At 65.0% G+C, this 16,255-nt stretch carries 16 protein-coding genes; 12 read left to right on the forward strand and 4 right to left on the reverse strand.

Going from position 1 to position 16,255, the window contains the following annotated elements; all coding sequences use genetic code 11:
• Together ABS45_RS10165 and ABS45_RS10170 are read left to right on the forward strand one after the other, a co-directional pair.
• Positions 1 to 590, forward strand: a 590-nt coding sequence (locus ABS45_RS10165; RefSeq protein ID WP_291555405.1) for an IS30 family transposase, incomplete at its 5' end; no start/stop codon positions are given.
• Positions 591 to 881: 291 nt separating this feature from the next.
• Positions 882 to 1,187, forward strand: a complete 306-nt coding sequence (locus ABS45_RS10170) for a hypothetical protein (protein ID WP_291555406.1) — start codon at positions 882 to 884, stop codon at positions 1,185 to 1,187.
• Between the two features lie 140 nt (positions 1,188 to 1,327).
• Here ABS45_RS10170 and ABS45_RS10175 read toward each other — a convergent pair whose 3' ends face one another.
• The 3 genes from ABS45_RS10175 to ABS45_RS10185 form a co-directional block, all read right to left on the reverse strand.
• Positions 1,328 to 1,543, reverse strand: coding sequence for a YjfB family protein (locus tag ABS45_RS10175; RefSeq protein ID WP_291555409.1), 216 nt, complete (start codon positions 1,541 to 1,543; stop codon positions 1,328 to 1,330).
• Between the two features lie 63 nt (positions 1,544 to 1,606).
• On the reverse strand, positions 1,607 to 2,200 hold the full coding sequence (locus tag ABS45_RS10180) for a YigZ family protein (protein ID WP_291555411.1): 594 nt from the start codon (positions 2,198 to 2,200) through the stop codon (positions 1,607 to 1,609).
• Position 2,201: 1 nt separating this feature from the next.
• The gene (locus tag ABS45_RS10185; RefSeq protein ID WP_291555413.1) at positions 2,202 to 3,554 is read right to left on the reverse strand and encodes a hypothetical protein; all 1,353 of its coding nucleotides are present in this window, start codon (positions 3,552 to 3,554) and stop codon (positions 2,202 to 2,204) included.
• 92 nt (positions 3,555 to 3,646) lie between these two features.
• On the opposite strand from ABS45_RS10185, the gene ABS45_RS10190 reads away from it, so the two are divergent.
• The gene (locus ABS45_RS10190) at positions 3,647 to 3,949 is read left to right on the forward strand and encodes a flagellar basal body protein (RefSeq protein ID WP_291555415.1); all 303 of its coding nucleotides are present in this window, start codon (positions 3,647 to 3,649) and stop codon (positions 3,947 to 3,949) included.
• On the opposite strand, the gene ABS45_RS10195 is transcribed toward ABS45_RS10190, so the two are convergent.
• On the reverse strand, positions 3,910 to 4,170 hold the full coding sequence (locus ABS45_RS10195; protein WP_291555416.1) for a DUF2061 domain-containing protein: 261 nt from the start codon (positions 4,168 to 4,170) through the stop codon (positions 3,910 to 3,912). The two genes, ABS45_RS10190 and ABS45_RS10195, sit on opposite strands and share 40 nt — an antisense overlap.
• A 136-nt stretch (positions 4,171 to 4,306) precedes the next feature.
• Between ABS45_RS10195 and ABS45_RS10200 the strand changes: the two genes are divergently transcribed.
• From ABS45_RS10200 to ABS45_RS10240, 9 genes are all read left to right on the forward strand, one after another.
• Positions 4,307 to 5,362, forward strand: coding sequence for an SPFH domain-containing protein (locus ABS45_RS10200; RefSeq protein ID WP_291555418.1), 1,056 nt, complete (start codon positions 4,307 to 4,309; stop codon positions 5,360 to 5,362).
• A 68-nt stretch (positions 5,363 to 5,430) separates the two neighbouring features.
• On the forward strand, positions 5,431 to 6,936 hold the full coding sequence (locus tag ABS45_RS10205) for a DUF4178 domain-containing protein (protein WP_291555420.1): 1,506 nt from the start codon (positions 5,431 to 5,433) through the stop codon (positions 6,934 to 6,936).
• Positions 6,937 to 6,956: 20 nt separating this feature from the next.
• Positions 6,957 to 7,169: a DUF350 domain-containing protein gene (locus ABS45_RS10210; RefSeq protein WP_291555422.1), complete on the forward strand. Its 213-nt coding sequence runs from the start codon at positions 6,957 to 6,959 to the stop codon at positions 7,167 to 7,169.
• Positions 7,170 to 7,272: 103 nt separating this feature from the next.
• On the forward strand, positions 7,273 to 8,085 hold the full coding sequence (locus ABS45_RS10215) for a UPF0149 family protein (RefSeq protein WP_291555423.1): 813 nt from the start codon (positions 7,273 to 7,275) through the stop codon (positions 8,083 to 8,085).
• 53 nt (positions 8,086 to 8,138) lie between these two features.
• The gene (locus ABS45_RS10220) at positions 8,139 to 8,387 is read left to right on the forward strand and encodes a hypothetical protein (protein WP_291555424.1); all 249 of its coding nucleotides are present in this window, start codon (positions 8,139 to 8,141) and stop codon (positions 8,385 to 8,387) included.
• 33 nt (positions 8,388 to 8,420) lie between these two features.
• Positions 8,421 to 10,166, forward strand: coding sequence for a site-specific DNA-methyltransferase (locus tag ABS45_RS10225; RefSeq protein WP_291555425.1), 1,746 nt, complete (start codon positions 8,421 to 8,423; stop codon positions 10,164 to 10,166).
• A 5-nt stretch (positions 10,167 to 10,171) separates the two neighbouring features.
• The gene (locus ABS45_RS10230; RefSeq protein ID WP_291555426.1) at positions 10,172 to 11,863 is read left to right on the forward strand and encodes an ATP-binding protein; all 1,692 of its coding nucleotides are present in this window, start codon (positions 10,172 to 10,174) and stop codon (positions 11,861 to 11,863) included.
• 127 nt (positions 11,864 to 11,990) lie between these two features.
• On the forward strand, positions 11,991 to 14,693 hold the full coding sequence (locus ABS45_RS10235; RefSeq protein WP_291555427.1) for a DEAD/DEAH box helicase family protein: 2,703 nt from the start codon (positions 11,991 to 11,993) through the stop codon (positions 14,691 to 14,693).
• Entirely contained in the window at positions 14,690 to 16,240 is a 1,551-nt protein-coding gene (locus ABS45_RS10240; protein ID WP_291555428.1) for a polyamine aminopropyltransferase, read from the forward strand. Before ABS45_RS10235 ends, ABS45_RS10240 begins: the two co-directional genes overlap by 4 nt.
• The last annotated feature ends 15 nt before the right edge of the window (positions 16,241 to 16,255 follow it).

The following is a 16,255-nucleotide window of genomic DNA, read 5'->3' on the forward strand; positions in this document are numbered from 1 at the left end:
GCACGCGCAGGCCCCGCTCTGCGGGCCAGGATCGACGAGGGCAGATCCCTGACATGGTGAGTATCCATGTGCGTCCGCCCGAGATCGAAGATCGCCTGATGCCCGGGCACTGGGAGGGCGATCTGATCAAGGGTGCGGGCAATCAGTCTGCGGTCGGTGTGCTGGTGGAGCGTACAACGCGTCTTGTGCTGCTGTGCAAGATGCAGAGCAGCACGGCAGAAAGTGCGCTGGCGGCGTTCTCGGCCAAGCTCAATGCGGTGGCTGCGCCCCTGCGTAAAACGCTCACCTACGACCAGGGCCGAGAGATGGCGCGGCACAAGGCGCTCAGTGAGGCCACGGGCGTGAAGGTGTACTTTTGCGATCCGCACAGTCCTTGGCAAAAGGGCAGTTGCGAGAACACCAACGGATTGCTGCGCCAGTTCCTGCCCAAGGGCACCGATCTGTCGGTGCATGACCAAGATGCGCTGGACTCGATTGCCGACTTGATGAACAACCGACCCAGGCAGACGCTGGGATGGGACAGTCCCTACCAAGCTTTCAAGCGCATCATGACGGCCATCAGCGAGAAAGATTCGGCTACGATTCATTGATTCTCAACCACTGGTGTTGCACTTCAGACTTGAGATCGCCAACCATTGATTTTCAAAGAGTCAATTTCTTGCCTTTTGCGGCTGCCTACAGTACAGGATGCGATCCGGTCGGCTATTGTTTCTTTTTGAGAAACAATCAAATTCGAAAATTGGTCTTTTTTAAACCAGGGTAAACCCGCACAATACAAGCCATCGAAGGACATCAAACGATGCACCTCCGGTAAGGGAAGTGGCTCAAGCCACTTGTTTACCCAACTGGTTTTGTTTGTTTACCACTGTCAGGAGAAGACCATGATCCGCAAGAATTTCAGTTTTGCCGCCGTTGCTGCCGCGCTGCTCGTTTCGGGCACCGCCTTTGCGGCCGATACCCAGCCCGCCGCCGGCGCCTTCCCGCTGTTCCAGCCGCAGAACGTGGTGGTGAATCAGGCCCAACGCGCGGACGTGCAGGCCCAGGCCATGGCCCAGGCGCCTGAAGTCGGCAACATGCCTGTGGCACAAGGTACCGTGGACAGCAGCCTGACCCGCGCCCAGGTGCGCGAAGCCACGCGTGAGGCGATTGCCCGGGGCTTTCGTCCGGTCAGCGGCGAACTGTCCTGATTGCGGCGCTGGCGCAAGAGCGGCGATGGCTGGCTGAAGCGGCCGGCAAATACGCACGAGAGAAAGGCGCAAGGGGTAGCCCTTGCGCCTTTTTGTGTTTCTGCTGTTGGCTCGTCGGAGCCAGCGCGCCGTGAGGCGTCTCAGGCCCAGGCGTTGACTTGCGTGCCCAGGTTTCCGCTGGTCGCCAGATTGGCCGTGGGTGCGGGTTGTGGCAACGCGTCGAGCAGCGCGCTGGCGCTGTCTTTTTGCTGATCCAGCGCCTTTTTCAGCACCAGTACGTTGAGCGCGTCGGAGTTCTTGGCACTGGCCATCTGGGTGGCGGTGCTGACGATGGAGTTGGAGAGTGCGAGGTCCATGGCGCTTTCCCGGGAGTCGGTTCTGTCCATTATCGGCAGCTGCGGCGTGGAGCTGAAGGGCTGTTACATATTTTCTTCGCTCCAGATCGCGCGCCCTTGCGTGAGTGCATTGATGCGCTGTTGCAGCGCTTGGGATTGGTCGGCAGGCAATTGCAGCGCGAGGCTGACCGTTTGGCCGTGCTCCACTTGCAACAGCGTGGCGCCGGCTTGCTGCAATGCACGACGCAGCAGACCTTCCATCGCGTAGGGCACGGCGCAGCGCAGCGCGATGCTGCGTACCAGCGCCACTTTTTGCGCACCGAGCAGCGTCTGCGCCACCGCATCGGTGTAGGCGCGTACCAGGCCGCCGGCGCCCAGCTTGACGCCGCCAAAGTAGCGCACCACGGTGGCCAGGACCCCTTCGAGCTGCTGGTGGCGCAGCACCTCCAGCATCGGGCGCCCGGCTGTGCCGCTGGGCTCGCCATCGTCGACGGCCGCCGATTGCCCGCCCGCCAGCAGCGCCCAGCAGACATGGCTGGCGCCGGGGTGCTGCTGCCAAAGAGCGTTCACGCGTGTCTGCGCGCTGGCGCGGTCCGGCATGGGCTCGACGCAGGCGATGAAGCGGCTTTTCTTGATGATGAGCTCGCTGTGCGCTGCTGCGGCGAGGGTTTGCGGCATTTCAGGGTTGCCGCACGGGCGTGAGGATGGCGCGCACCAGCTCGCGGCTGTGCGCGCCAAAGTGTCCCATCAGCGTTGCGATGCTCGCTTCCAGACTGGCCTTGGCTTGCGGGCCTTGACCTGCCACCGCGCTCATGAGATCGATGCTGCCGCCGTCCACGCCAAAGTCGAAGTCCGGATCGCTCACGTAGCGCGCGGGTACGCAGGCCAGCAGTTGCCGCGTCACCGCTTCACCCTCATCGAAGGACTGCAGCGCAACCGCATCGCGCAGCGTGGCATCACCCCAGGCGCCACCTGCACCATCCTGGCGCTTGTCGTGCAACGCGACTTCCAATGCTGTCGGCTGGCCGGTTTTGCCGCCGGCCTGGATCATCTGGCTCTCGTAGCGCTCGAGCACGAAATGGCGGTTGGAGAGCAGCACCACCATGGCGTTCTTGCGCGCCGGCATGCCCAGCGCGGCCAGGAGTTGGATGCCGATGAGCCGCGCGGTGGAAAACCCTGGTGCCAGACGCGCGTGGTAGGGCTGCGTCAGGTCTTGCACATAGTGCGCCGCCAGACCGGCAAAGCGCCAGCCCCAGTAGGCATGACCGGATTCAAAGGCGAGCCTGGACAGGCCCATGAACTGGTGTACGCGCAGCTCGGGGTAGGTGCGCTTGAGAAAGCCTGCCGCTGCGTAGATGACGGGTGACTCATGGTAGAAGCCCATGTGAAACGGCGCCTGCGTGGCAAAGTCCAGCGCCGGGTTGCCAAACGGCAATGGACCGAAGCCGTAGCGCGGCCCCCAGGCAGAGGGACTGTCCTCCCAGAGGTTCACGTCCATGCCGTAGTCCGGCTCGTCACTGGCGCTGGCCAGCACCGCCAGCGGCGCCACCGCCTCGCCCGCCTGCAGGCGCATAAAGTGGTGCGCCTCGCCATCCTTGGCGCGCAGCGGCAGGGCGCTCACGGCATCGTGAGGCAGCGCGGCCGCCGTCGGCTCCGGCCCCCGGGGATCAGGCTGCACATAGAGCGCGAAGCGGCTCTCGGGCGAGACGCGCAACGCCATCAAAAAGGCTTTGCGCAGCGCCGGTGCGCCCTGGCTGGCGATGGCGGGATCGAAGCGCAGGTCGGCGGGCAGCGGTGGGTAATGCGCGATGTGCTGTTGCGCCCAGGCATCCTGCTGTGCCAGCAGCTTGGCAATCGGCGTCGCCTGCGCGGCCAGAAAATCCTCCAGCGGCTCGGCCGCCACCGGCGCCGCCTGCGCCACTTCAGGCAACACTTCGAAGGCGCGGTAGGCGGCCAGCGCGTGGTTGCTCCAGGCCCAGGCGGGGGCCGCGGTGCCAAGGGCCAGGGCGAAGGCGAGCAGCAGGTGTTTCATCGGTAGCAAGGGCAATGGTGGCGATTGTGCACAAGCCGAGGCAGCGTCAAGGTGGGCCTCAAGTGCGGCACGCAATCGCCGATAGCACTGGTATGTCTTCCCTCGCTGCCATCGCCAGTTCGGGTCTGCAAGCCGCTGACCTGCGCCTGCGCGTGAGTGCGCACAACGTGGCCAACATGAACACGCCCGGCTTTGCGCCGCAGCGCGTGAGCGAGGCGTCTGCCGGACCACGCTCGGGCGTGACCGCGCAGGTGGTTCAAAGCGATCAGCGGGGCGTGTCGCTGGAACAGGAAGCGATCGAGCAGATGGCCGCGAAACTGGCCTTCAAGGCCAACGTCTTCGTGCTGCGCACTTATCAGGAAACCACGGGCACGCTGCTCAACGTCTTCGCTTGAATGCTGCGCCGCCGGGCCGCGCGCTCCCAGGCCCTTTCGTGGAAGAAGAAGGCGCCGGCCTGCACCGTCGGCTCCAGCAGGCTGAGCGTGAGCGAGGCCCAGACGTTGCCGGTCACGGCGTAGGCCACGGCCGCAGCCACGCAGATATGGATCAGGTAGTAGCTCGCGGTCTTGGCGAGGGTGTGGGCGTTGCGGTGGACGATGCGACGAATGTGGGACATGGCAAGCTCCTTGTCATTACTTAAATGATAATCATCCTCATTTAAATTGCCAATGGTTTCTCCCTATCGCCCGGATAGGCAAGCGCCAGACCCGCCGCTATGATGCCCCTCTTCCTGTAGTCACCGGAGCACCGCCATGGCCCTGATGGATTTCATCAAGAAACAGTTTATTGACGTCCTGCAGTGGACCGAAGATGGCGACGGGGTGCTGGCTTGGCGCTACCCGATGCGCGACATGGAAATCCAGAATGGCGGGCAGCTCGTGGTGCGCGAGTCGCAGATGGCGATGTTCGTGGACGAAGGTCGCGTGGCCGACGTGTTTGGCGCAGGCACGCACAAGCTCGTGACGCAGAACATTCCATTGCTGACCAACCTCAAGAACTGGGACAAGCTGTTCGAGTCGCCGTTCAAGAGCGACGTCTACTTCTTCAGCACGCGCCAGCAGCTCGACCAGAAGTGGGGCACGCCCCAGCCCATCACCATCCGCGACGCGGAGTTCGGCGCGGTGCGCCTGCGCGCCTTCGGCAACTACGCCTGGCGCATCGTCGATCCGCGGCTGTTCTACACCGAAGTCTCGGGCACGCGCGAGAGCTATGGCACGGCCGAGGTCGAGGGCCAGCTTCGCGGGCTGGTGCTGCAAAACATCAGCAACGCCATTGCTTCATCGGGCGTTGCCTTCCTCGATCTGGCGGCCAACCAGACGATGTTCGCGCAGGCGCTGGCAAAGACGCTGGAGCCCGAATTCGCCAAGCTCGGCCTCAAGGTCGAAGGCGTGACGGTGCAAAACCTGTCGCTGCCCGACGAGCTGCAAAAGGTGCTCGACCAGAAGATCGGCATGGGCATGGTCGGCAATGACATGGGCAAGTTCATGCAGTACCAGACCGCGCAGGCGATCCCCGAAATGGCCAAGGGCGTGGGCGCCGGGGGCGACGGCGGGGGCCTGGCCGGAGCGGGGCTGGGCATGGGCGCGGGCGTGGCGATGGGGCAGATCCTGGCGCAGAACATGCAGGCGGCGCTGCAACCGGGGGTGGCACCTGCGGTGCCCGCCGCTGCCGGTGCGGCCGCAGCGGGCGTCAAGACCGAGGACGTGATGGCCCTGCTGGAAAAGCTCGGTGAGCTCAAGACCAAGGGCGTCCTCACCGAGGAAGAATTCGCCGCAAAGAAGGCCGAGCTGCTGAAAAAGCTCGTCTGAGCCTTCGTTTTCGATAGCTGATGGCGCCCGCCAGCCGGGCGCCAAAGCCCAAAAAAGATCGAAAACGCATGGCTAACAACCAGCAACGCCGCTACACGGCGCCTTGCCCCGGCTGCGGCGCGCCGGTGGAGTTTCTGAGCGCGCAATCGACCCACGCCGTCTGCGGCTACTGTCACAGCACGGTGGTGCGCAGCGGCGAAGTTCTGAAGCGCATCGGCAAGATGGCCGAGCTGTTCGAGGAGCACAGCCCGCTGCAACTGATGGCGACGGGCCAGTGGGAAAAGCTCACCTTCACGCTCATCGGCCGCATGCAGTTTCGCGGTGAGGAGGGTGGCTGGGCCGAATGGAACGCCTACCTTGACGACGGCAGCCGCGCGACGCTGGGCGAGGACAACGGCGCCTATGTCTTCACCCGCCCGCTCGAGGTCAAGGACGGCGCGCTGCCGCCACCTGAAAAACTGCCGCTGGGCGCCAGCGTCACGATCGCGGGCCAAGCCTGGAACGTCACCGCGCACATGCGGGCCCACCTGGCGGCGGCCGAGGGCGAGCTGCCGAAGCTGCCGCCACTGGGCCAGACCTTCACGGCGGTGGAGTTGCGCAGCGACGACGGTCAAGTGCTGTCGATCGACTACGGCAGTGCACCGCCGCAGCTGGAAGTCGGCCGCTCGGTGCAGCTTGCCGATCTGAACCTCAAGGGCCTGAAGGACGAATCGGTCAAGCAGGAGCAGGGCCGGCACTTCGACTGCCCGCATTGCGGCGCGCCCGTTCAGGTGCAACTGGATACCAGCAAGAGCATCACCTGCGGCAACTGCCACAGCCTGATCGACCTCACGCAAGGCATAGGCGCCGAGATCGTGAGCAGCACGCAGGACGAGCCCGTGCGCCCCTTGATCGCGCTGGGCAGCATCGGCCAGTTCGAAGGCGTGCCCTGGCAGGTGGTGGGCTTTCAGCACCGCATGGGGCAGGAGCCGGGTGACGATGAGCAGTTCGGCTGGGACGAATACCTGCTCTACCACCAGAAGAAGGGCTTCACCTTCCTCGTGGACGCGAGCGACGGCTGGAGCCTGGTGCGCCCGACCACCGGCGCGCCGACGCAGGCGCAATCGGGTCAGATGGCGCGCTACCTGGGCAGCAACTACCGGCGCACCAGCAGCTACGGCGCCGAAACCACCTACGTCGCCGGCGAGTTCTACTGGCCCGTCACGCGCGGGCAGCGCACCAGCAACGTCGATTACGCCGCCACCAGCGGCACCGGGCTGCTCTCGCGCGAGCAGGGCGGCACCGAAATCACCTGGTCGGTGGGCAGCCGCATGGCGTCGGCCAACGTCGCGGCCGCGTTCGGCCGCGCCGCCGACGCAGCCAAATTCAAGCGCGACGAGGTCGGCCCCTTCGCCGCCAGCGGCGGCGGGGGCTGCGCCACCGTGCTGGTGTTTGCCTTCATCATCTTCGTCGCCTTCATCATCTTCGCCGCCTACATCGGCAGTTCCAGCTCTTCGGGCGGCAGCTCGGGCAGCTACAGCCGCAGCTCGGGCGGCTCCTTCGGGGGCTATTCCAGCGGCGGCAGTCACAAATGAATTCAACGGAGGTCTTCATCATGGAATGGCTCAAACCCGCAGCCCTCTTGGGCTCTCTCGTCTACGCCATCATCGGCGTCGCGATTTTCTGGATCAGCTTCGTCATCGTCGACAAGATCACGCCGTATGACCTGTGGGGCGAGATCGTCGAGAAGCAGAACCGCGCGCTCGCGCTGGTGGTGGCGTCGATGTGCCTGGGCATCAGCATCATCGTCGCGGCGGCGATTCATTGAACGCCCCTGTTTTAATAGCTGCTTGCGCTTGATGCGCAAGGGCTGGAGCCCTGTTTGCCTTGAATCTCAAGGGCGATGCGCGCCGCGCGATCGCCTGCCTTTCATGCTTGAACTCAACGAATTCTTTGCCTGGAACATGGGCCCCGCGCGCGCCCGCAATCTTGAAGATTGCATGCTCGGCGATGCAGCAGCCGACGAATACTTCGAACTGATGGGCGCGGGCGACCTGCCCGAAGGCGCGATGAGCGCCGAGCAGGCCGACGGCTACCTCACCGCGCTGGTGCTCGGCCCCGACGCGCCGCCCACGCATGAATGGTTGCAGATCATCTTCGACCAGCCCACGCTGCCGCTGGCGCATGACACGGCGCGGCGCGACCGGCTGCTGAACCTGCTGTGCGCGCGCTACCTCGACATCCAGTTGCGCCTGGCCGTGCCCGCCGAAGAGCGCAGCGTGGACAACATCTACACGCCGTGGATTGCCGAGGTGCCCCAGGAAGATCGCATCACGCCCTATCAACTGCGCGACGATGGCACGCGGCGGGGCGACTGGCTGGGCCGCGAATGGGCCGAGGGCTTTCACCTGGCGATCGCCGATGACCCGGTGTGGGAGGAACTCATCGCCGACCCCGAACACCACGGCCTGCTCGCCCCCGTGCTGCTCTACCAGATGGGCTACAACCCGGATCATCGCGAGCTGCAAATCGACGATGACGGCACCCTGCCCGCGCACCTCGTGGCGTACGTGTACGCGATGCGCCAGTGGTGGCGCGACTGGCGCCGCAGCGAGCGCGGGCAGTCCTGGTACGCCGAGCCACTGGCCCCGCTGCCCTATGAGCGCGGCGCGCCCAAGGTGGGCCGCAACGACCCCTGCCCCTGCGGCAGCGGCAAGAAATACAAGAAATGCTGCGGGGCGTGAGGGGCTGTCAGAGCGGCATGCTCCTTGGAGTCAAATGACAACCGGAGACCACGATGAACAAAACATCCTTCCCTCTGCGTATCCAGGACGACGAACGCGAGCGCGCCATGCGCCTGGCGCAGACCTTGGGCGTATCGGAAAACCGCCTCTACGCCGACCTGATCCACGACGGCATGCTGATCCGCGAGCAGATGCTCTACATGGGCCAATTGCGCGCACTGGCTGCGCAAACCACGCCGGCCGACGCGCTGGCGGTGCTGGCCAGGGCGGGGGATGCGCCGCCGCTTGCCACCGATCTTTGACCGCGCTCATCGCCGCCGCATCCGCATCGCTTCATGCCCACGCTCGACTGGCTCAACCGCGCCCACGCCTTCACCATCGCCGCCCAGGTACCTTACCGGCTGCTGCACACCGTCTCCAGCCACGGCGATGCCCAAGCAGCGGCGGACAACCTGTTGATCCAGGGCGACAACCTCGAAGCGCTCAAGGCCCTGCTGCCGTTCTACCGCGGCCGGGTCAAATGCATCTTCATCGACCCGCCGTACAACACGCAAAGTGCCTTCGAGCATTACGACGACAAGCTCGAGCACAGCCAGTGGCTGTCGATGATGCTGCCGCGCCTGCAACTCTTGCGCGAGCTGCTCTGCGACGATGGCTCGATCTGGGTGACCATAGACGACAACGAGGGGCATTACCTCAAGGTGTTGATGGATGAGGTGCTTGGGCGGGGGAATTTTGTGGCGGATGTTGCCTGGCACAAGCGCGTCAGTCCAGCCAACGACGCCCGCTATTTCAGTGGCGACCACGATCACGTCTTGGTGTACGCCAAAAGCAAACCTCTCTGGCAACCGAAACGCCTGCCGCGCAGTAAAGAGCAAACCAAGTACTACACCAACCCGGACAACGACCCGCGTGGAGACTGGAACTCTGCGGCCTATACCTGCGCGAAAACCGCCGATGAACGCCCCAATCTGTATTACCCGCTTATCCATCCGCGAACGGGCAAAGAGGTCTGGCCCAAGCGCACGCGCGTATGGGCCTATTCGCAAGAAGCGAACGCACAGCACATCCAAAACAACATGCTGTATTGGGGCGTCGATGGCAACGCCAATGCTCCGCGCATCAAAAAATTCTTGACCGATTCCGGCGACGTAGTTCCACGCTCTATCTGGGCGCACAGCGAGTCGGGGCACAACCAAGAAGCGATGCTGGAAGGGCTGGCCTTGTTTGCCGATGGCCGTTTTGGCACACCCAAACCCGAACGCCTGCTCCAACGCATCCTGCACATCGCCACGAACCCAGGCGACCTCGTCCTCGACAGCTTCCTCGGCTCCGGCACCACGGCCGCCGTCGCGCACAAGATGGGGCGGCGCTGGATCGGCATCGAGATGGGCGAGCACGCCGCCACCCACTGCCTGCCGCGCCTCGAAAAAGTCATTGCGGGCGAGCCAGGCGGCATCAGCGCGGCCGTGGGCTGGCAGGGCGGCGGCGGTTTTCGCTATTGCACTCTGGGCGCGCCCATCTTCGATGCCCACGGCGGCATCCATCCCGAGGTGCGCTTTGCCACGCTCGCCGCTTTCATCTGGCAACAGGAGACGGGTCGCGTTTGGGATGCCGCGCAAGGCCAGCCGGGCACGCCATGGCTGGGGACATACTCTGTTTTTGAGAGCTGTTCGCGCTTGACTGATGGGCACGAGGGGGCGATTTCGCTTGAAGGTGGTGATGGCGCTGGCCCCCACCCCAGCCCTCCCCCAGAGGGGGAGGGAGAAAGGCAGGGGGGCGCGGCGCGGGAGTTGCTCCTTCCCCCTCTGGGGGAAGGTGGGGATGGGGGCCAGCCCGTGCTGCAAAGCCGCACGGCCTATTACCTGCTGTTCAACGGCATCCTGGGCGACAAGCGCCCGGCCAGCGGCAATGTGCTGACGCGCGCGGTGCTCGAAGCGCTCTTGCAGTTGCACGCCAGCACGCCCTACCCTGACGCGCCGCTGGTGGTCTACGGCGAGGCCAACCGCCTGGGGCCCGAGACGCTGGCGCGCGCGCGGGTCACGTTCAAGCACATTCCGTATGACGTGAAGGCGAGGTGAGAGGGATGGATTTCTTCGAGACTGCCGCCGAACTCCAGCGCTGGCTGCGCGCCCACTTCCCACGGGAGAACGAGCGCCACGAGTGGAAGGAGTGGCAATCGCTCAAGTCCAACATCTCAGGCCGCAAAGAAGGCGGCGATCTGGTGTCTTATGTGAGCGCCCTGGCCAACATGGAGGGCGGCTGCGTGGTGATTGGCGCGCAGGACAAAACCCTGGCGCCCACGGGCATTCAGGACTTTGCCGATTACACGGTGGAAAACGTGGTGCACCGCGTGCTGGGCAAAACGCCCGGCCTGCCGTCAATGGGGTTGCATGTGCAAGAGCTGCATGCGCGCGACACCGGCGCCGTGGTGTGGCTGGTGCACGTGCCGCGCCACGCGCCGCGCGAGCTGGTGCTGGCGCATGACAAGGCCTGGCAGCGCGATGGCGACAGCCTGGTGGAGCTGCGCGAGGACCGGCGCCGTGCCATCCTGGCCGAGCATCTGGCGGGGGAGGACTGGAGCGCTGCCGTGGTCGATGGCGCCACGCTGGCCGATCTGGACGAGGCCGCCATCGCCAAGGCGCGGGAGAAATACGCCGAGAAGCACCAGCGTGAATCGTGGGCCGCGCAAATACCGATGTGGAGTGTGGACAAGCTGCTGGACAAGATCGGCCTCGCCATTCATGGCCGCATGACCCGCGCTGCCCTGCTGCTGCTGGGGCGACCTGAAAGCGCCATGGCGCTGCTGTCGCCGCACCCAGTCGAAATCATCTGGAAGGTAGCGGCCGAACGGGTTGCGGAGCCTTTCCACCCACCGTTTCTGCTCACGACCACCGACGTGGCGCAGCGCGTGCGCAATCCCAACATCAAGCTGTTTCCGCTCAATGAGTTGCTGCCCGTGACCTTGCCGCGCTACGACACCAAAACGGTGCTGCTGGAAGGGCTTCACAACTGCCTGGCGCACCAGGACTACGCGCAATGCGGGCGCGTGGTGATCGAGGAAACCGTGGGGATGGTGCGCATGATCAATCTGGGCGGCTTTTTTGACGGCCAGCCCGACGAATACGCCAGCGGTGCGCGTACGCCCGAACGCTACCGCAATGAGCGCCTGGCCAAGGCCATGGTTGAGGTGGGCATGATCGACAAAGCGGGCTTCGGAATCCATGAGATGGTGCAGGCGCAGCGGCGGCGCTTTCTGCCCTTGCCGGACTACGAGGGTTCGACCCCGCTGCGCACGGTTTTCAACGTGTATGGGCAGGAGATCGACGAGAACTACAGCCACTGGCTGATGGAGCGCACGGACTTGCCCATCGAGCATGTGCTGTGGCTCGACCGGGTGCAGAAAAAGCACAAGCTCGATGCGACCCAGGTCGCCGAGTTGCGGCGGGCAGGATTGGTCGAGGGGCGCAGTCCCCGGCTGCATATTTCTGCCAGGTTGTCGGTGGCGCTCGGTCAGGAAGTGGAGTACCTGGACAACAAGGGGCTGGATGCCAAGCACTACAAGGCCCTGGTGCGGGACTTGCTGACTCTGGGCCCGCAACGGCGCGCCAAGATCAACGCCATGTTGCTGTCAAAGCTCCCGGCTTCGATTGCATCGGATCACAGTCGCAAGGTCTATATCAAAAACCTGTTGCAGGACATGGTGCGCGAAGGTTTGATCGAGAACGCGGGCGGTGCCACCAATGCCGCGCTGTGGCGTTTGAGACAGAAAAGCTAGCCAATGAAGCCCGCGTTTAAGCCAATCCAAAGCCAATCGGTTTTATAGCAATTCATATAAATCAATGACTTGCATTGGCGCATTGGCTAAAGATCACCAAAATTTGCGCCAATTCAATCCAATCCACATGATCCCCTTCACCCTCAAGTCCTACCAGCAAGCCGCGCTCGACGCCCTGGTCGCCTTCGCCCGCGCCGCGCGCGTGAGCGGGCCGGCCAGCGCCTTTGCCGCGCAGGCGGGCCGCCCCTGGCAGGGCGAGGCGTTTGGTGCCGAGCTGCCCTGCGTCTGCCTGCGCCTGCCCACCGGCGGTGGCAAGACGGTACTGGCTGCGCACGCGCTCACGCGGCTGGCGCGCGAATGGGCGGCGGCGGATGTGCCGCTGGCGCTGTGGCTGGTGCCGAGCGAGGCGATCCGCGAGCAGACGCTGAACGCCCTGCGCACGCCGGGCCACCCCTACCGCGCGCCGCTGGTTGATGCGTATGGCGAGGGCCTGCGCGTGTGCACGCTGGACGAGGTGGCGCAAATCGCCCCGCCCGACTGGGGGCGCTGCGCGATCGTGGTGGTGGCGACGATCCAGAGCTTTCGCGTGGAGGACGCGGGCCAGCGCAACGTCTACAGCTTTGCCGAAGCTTTCGAACCGCACTTTCGCGGCGTCGATGAGCGCCGCCTGCAAGCCCTGCGTGCGCTGCCCGATGCCTTGGTGACTCTTGATGACGTGGCGCGCGACGCCAGTGGCGTGCTGGCGGGCTTCGTCGGTCAACCGCGCTGGAGCCTGGCCAACTGGCTGGCGCTGCACACGCCGCTGGTGATCGTGGACGAGGCGCACAACACCAAGACGGTCAAGAGCTTTGTCGCGCTCAAGCGCCTTCATCCTTGCTTCATCCTGGAACTGACGGCCACGCCCCTGCCCGAGCAGACGAATGTGCTCTACCACGTGAGCGCGCAAGAGCTGGCCGCCGAGGACATGATCAAGCTGCCCATCGTGCTGGCCGAGCACCCCGAGGGCTGGCCCGCCGCCGTCTTTGGCGCGGTGCAGACGCAGCGCAAGCTGGAGGCCGAGGCGCTCAAGGACGAGGCGGCGGGTGCGGGCTACCTGCGCCCCATCGTGCTGTTTCAGGCGCACAGTGCCGATGGCGAGATGCCGCCCGAGAAGCTGCGCGACTATCTTGTGGACGAGCTCAAGCTGCCCGCTCGTCAGATCGTCGTCGCCACCGGCAAGGAGCGCGGGCTGCAAGACATCGACTTGGCCGCGCGCGACTGCCCGGTGCGCTTCATCATCACCGTGCAGGCGCTGCGCGAGGGCTGGGACTGCCCGTTTGCCTACGTGCTGTGCAGCCTGCAAAAACTCACCAGTGCGACGGCGGTAGAACAGCTTTTGGGCCGCGTGCTGCGCATGCCCTACGCCCGGCGGCGCGGGCGTGAGCTGCTCAATCGCGCCTATGCCCACGTCTGTGCGGCCGAGTTCTCGCAGGCGGCGCATGCGCTGGCTGATCGCTTGATCGGGCACATGGGCTTCGAGGCGCTGGACGTGGCCAGCATGATAGCGCCGCAAGCCAGCCTGCCACTATGGGATGAATTTGAGTCAAATCAGCCCCCAGCGCTTGTCCTGCAAGCGCCAATAGCTACGAATTTTGTGAATGTATCGGCTACGCCCGAACTGCTGGCGCTGCCGGGCGTGCAGCTGCAGACTGTCGCCGGGGTGGAGCAGGTGGTGGTGGCGGGGCCGATCGATGAGGCGCTCGAATCGCTGCTGCTGGCGCAGGTGCGCGGCGCGAAAAGGCAGGCCGGTCTGCGCGAGCAAGTGGCGCAGCACAACGCGCTGGTGGCTGCGCAGCAGGCTCCGGCCACGCGCGGCGCGCGCTTTGCGCCGCTGCCGCGCCTGGCGTACCGCCTGGATGCGCAAGCGCCCTTGTGGCCGCTGGAGCGCGAGGCGGTGCTGGAGGCGCTGGAGATCGACTGGCTCAGCCCGCAGGCGGTGCAACTGCCCGGTTTTCACGTGGTGCAGGAGCCGAGCGTGATCGTGATCGACCTGCAGGGTGAGCGCGTGACGTTGCGCCCTGGCGAAGGTGCGCAGATGGCGATGGAGCTGACGAGCAGCAGCATCGATGCCGACACGCTGGTGGGCTGGCTCGATCAGTCGCTGTTCAAGGCGCTGGACTATCTCACGCAGGCGCGGCGCCGTGCCTGGCTGGCGGCGGTGGTCAATCATCAACTGCATACCCATGGCGTGCCGCTGGTCACGCTGGTGCAGGCGCGCTTTCAACTGGTGCGGGCGATCGAGGCGCATGCGGGCGACTTGCGCGACACGGCGGCGCGGCGCGCCTTTCAGCAAAAGGTGCTGGCGCAGGGCGATGGCACGCCGTGGCTGATCACGCCCGACTGGACGCACCCGCATGTGTTCGAGGCCGGGCGCTACCCGGCACCGGTGGCCTCGCGCTATGGCGGGCGCTGGCACTTCGCCAGGCACTTCTACCCGGTGATTGCTGACCTCAAGAACGGCGGGCAGGAGTTTGCCTGCGCCCAGCTTATCGATCGCCATCCGCGCGTGCGCTACTGGGTGCGCAACCTCGATACCGCACCCTGCGGTTTTGCCCTGCCCACGTCACGCGGGCATTTCTACGCCGACTTCGTCGCCGAGCTGCTGGACGGCACGCTGGCGCTGCTGGAATTCAAGGGCGCGCATCTGCTCAGCGACCCCTACGAGATTGAAAAGCGCCAGGTGGGCGAACTCTGGGCGCACCACAGCGATGGCAAGGCGCGCTTTGGCTGGCTGACGATGAACCAAGGCGGCAAGGATTTGCAGCAACAGCTTGACGAGGTGCTGGCGTGAACGCTTCAGCCGCGCTGGACGATCGTTCCACCCCCACCCCGCGCCCGATCGCCGTCGCGCTGCTGGCCAGCGTGTTCGTCATTGCCGCCTGCGGCCTGTTGTACGAACTCGCTGCCGGGGCGCTGGCGTCGTATCTGCTGGGCGACTCGATCCTGCAGTTCTCCACCATCATCGGCACCTACCTGTTCGCGATGGGCGTGGGTTCGTGGCTCTCGCGCTTTCTGGAGCGGCAGTTGCCCGCGCACTTTCTGCGCATCGAGCTGCTGGTGGCGCTCATCGGCGGCATGCTGCCGGGCACGTTGTTCGTCGCCAATGCCTGGCTGCCCCATGCGTTTCATCTGTTGCTCTACGGCATGGTCTTCGTCGTGGGCACGCTGGTGGGGCTGGAGATTCCGCTGGTGATGCGCATCCTGCAGCGCGACGTGGTGCTCAAAGACCTGGTCAGCCAGGTGCTCACCTTTGACTATCTTGGTGCGCTGGCGGTGTCACTGGCGTTTCCGCTGCTGCTGGTGCCGTATCTGGGGCTGATTCGCTCGGGGCTGCTGTTCGGGCTGATGAACGCGGGCGTGGCGATTTGGGCCTTGTGGCTTTTCAGGCATGAGCTGCGCCGTTTTGGCGAGCATGTGGCCGCCTGCGTGCTGGTGGTGGCGCTGCTGGCCGCGGGCATGTGGGGCGCGGGCGCCGTGACCACGCTGGCCGAAGACCATTTCTACCAGAGCCCGATCGCGTTTGCGCAGACCACGCCGTACCAGCGCATCGTCGTCACGCACGGGCGGCGCGGCTACCGGCTGTATCTGAACGGCAATCTGCAATTTGCCGAGAGCGACGAGTACCGCTACCACGAGGCGCTGGTGCATCCGGCGATGACGGCGCATGGGGCGCCCAAAAGGGTGGCGGTGCTGGGCGGCGGCGACGGCATGGCGGTGCGCGAGATCCTGAAGTACCCCGGCGTTGAATCGGTCACGCTGGTCGAGCTCGATCCGGCGATGACGCGGTTTTTTGCCGATACGCCGCAGCTGGCCGCACTCAACGGCCATGCGCTGACGGATGCGCGCGTTCACATCGTCAACGAGGATGCGTTTCAGTGGCTGCAACAGGGCAGTGACACCTTCGATGTGATCGTGGTGGATTTCCCCGATCCGACGAATTTCGCCATCGGCAAGCTCTACACCAACAGCTTTTATGCGCTGCTCGACCAGCGCTTGGCGGCCAGCGGTTACGCGGTGATCCAGACCACCTCGCCCTTGATTGCACGCAAGAGCTTCTGGACCGTGGCCGAGACCATCGAATCCACGGGCTTGAGCGTCGTGCCCTACCACGTGCACGTACCCAGCTTTGGCGAATGGGGCTTCATGATCGCCAGCCGCCGCCCCTGGCACATGCCGGGCGCGCTGCCTGCGGGTCTGCGTTTTCTCGACCTGCCTGCGCTCTCGGCGATGCTGGACTTCCCGCGTGACATGGCGCGTGTTCCCGCCGAGGTCAACCGCCTTTCCAACCAGGTGTTGGTGCACACCTACGAGCAGGAATGGGGGCGGGTGGGGCAGTAGGCGAGCCCGGCGCTT

Origin of the sequence: Comamonas sp. SCN 65-56, from assembly GCF_001724135.1 — a bacterium.
Taxonomy (GTDB): Bacteria; Pseudomonadota; Gammaproteobacteria; order Burkholderiales; family Burkholderiaceae_C; genus Comamonas_C.

What these genes read in the sequence shown, in the direction of transcription:
- ABS45_RS10170 (WP_291555406.1), top strand. Translation starts at nt 882, where the DNA reads ATGATCCGCAAGAATTTCAGTTTTGCCGCCGTTGCTGCCGCGCTGCTC.
- ABS45_RS10175 (WP_291555409.1), bottom strand. Translation starts at nt 1,543, where the DNA reads ATGGACCTCGCACTCTCCAACTCCATCGTCAGCACCGCCACCCAGATG.
- ABS45_RS10180 (WP_291555411.1), bottom strand. Translation starts at nt 2,200, where the DNA reads ATGCCGCAAACCCTCGCCGCAGCAGCGCACAGCGAGCTCATCATCAAG.
- ABS45_RS10185 (WP_291555413.1), bottom strand. Translation starts at nt 3,554, where the DNA reads ATGAAACACCTGCTGCTCGCCTTCGCCCTGGCCCTTGGCACCGCGGCC.
- ABS45_RS10190 (WP_291555415.1), top strand. Translation starts at nt 3,647, where the DNA reads ATGTCTTCCCTCGCTGCCATCGCCAGTTCGGGTCTGCAAGCCGCTGAC.
- ABS45_RS10195 (WP_291555416.1), bottom strand. Translation starts at nt 4,170, where the DNA reads ATGTCCCACATTCGTCGCATCGTCCACCGCAACGCCCACACCCTCGCC.
- ABS45_RS10200 (WP_291555418.1), top strand. Translation starts at nt 4,307, where the DNA reads ATGGCCCTGATGGATTTCATCAAGAAACAGTTTATTGACGTCCTGCAG.
- ABS45_RS10205 (WP_291555420.1), top strand. Translation starts at nt 5,431, where the DNA reads ATGGCTAACAACCAGCAACGCCGCTACACGGCGCCTTGCCCCGGCTGC.
- ABS45_RS10210 (WP_291555422.1), top strand. Translation starts at nt 6,957, where the DNA reads ATGGAATGGCTCAAACCCGCAGCCCTCTTGGGCTCTCTCGTCTACGCC.
- ABS45_RS10215 (WP_291555423.1), top strand. Translation starts at nt 7,273, where the DNA reads ATGCTTGAACTCAACGAATTCTTTGCCTGGAACATGGGCCCCGCGCGC.
- ABS45_RS10220 (WP_291555424.1), top strand. Translation starts at nt 8,139, where the DNA reads ATGAACAAAACATCCTTCCCTCTGCGTATCCAGGACGACGAACGCGAG.
- ABS45_RS10225 (WP_291555425.1), top strand. Translation starts at nt 8,421, where the DNA reads ATGCCCACGCTCGACTGGCTCAACCGCGCCCACGCCTTCACCATCGCC.
- ABS45_RS10230 (WP_291555426.1), top strand. Translation starts at nt 10,172, where the DNA reads ATGGATTTCTTCGAGACTGCCGCCGAACTCCAGCGCTGGCTGCGCGCC.
- ABS45_RS10235 (WP_291555427.1), top strand. Translation starts at nt 11,991, where the DNA reads ATGATCCCCTTCACCCTCAAGTCCTACCAGCAAGCCGCGCTCGACGCC.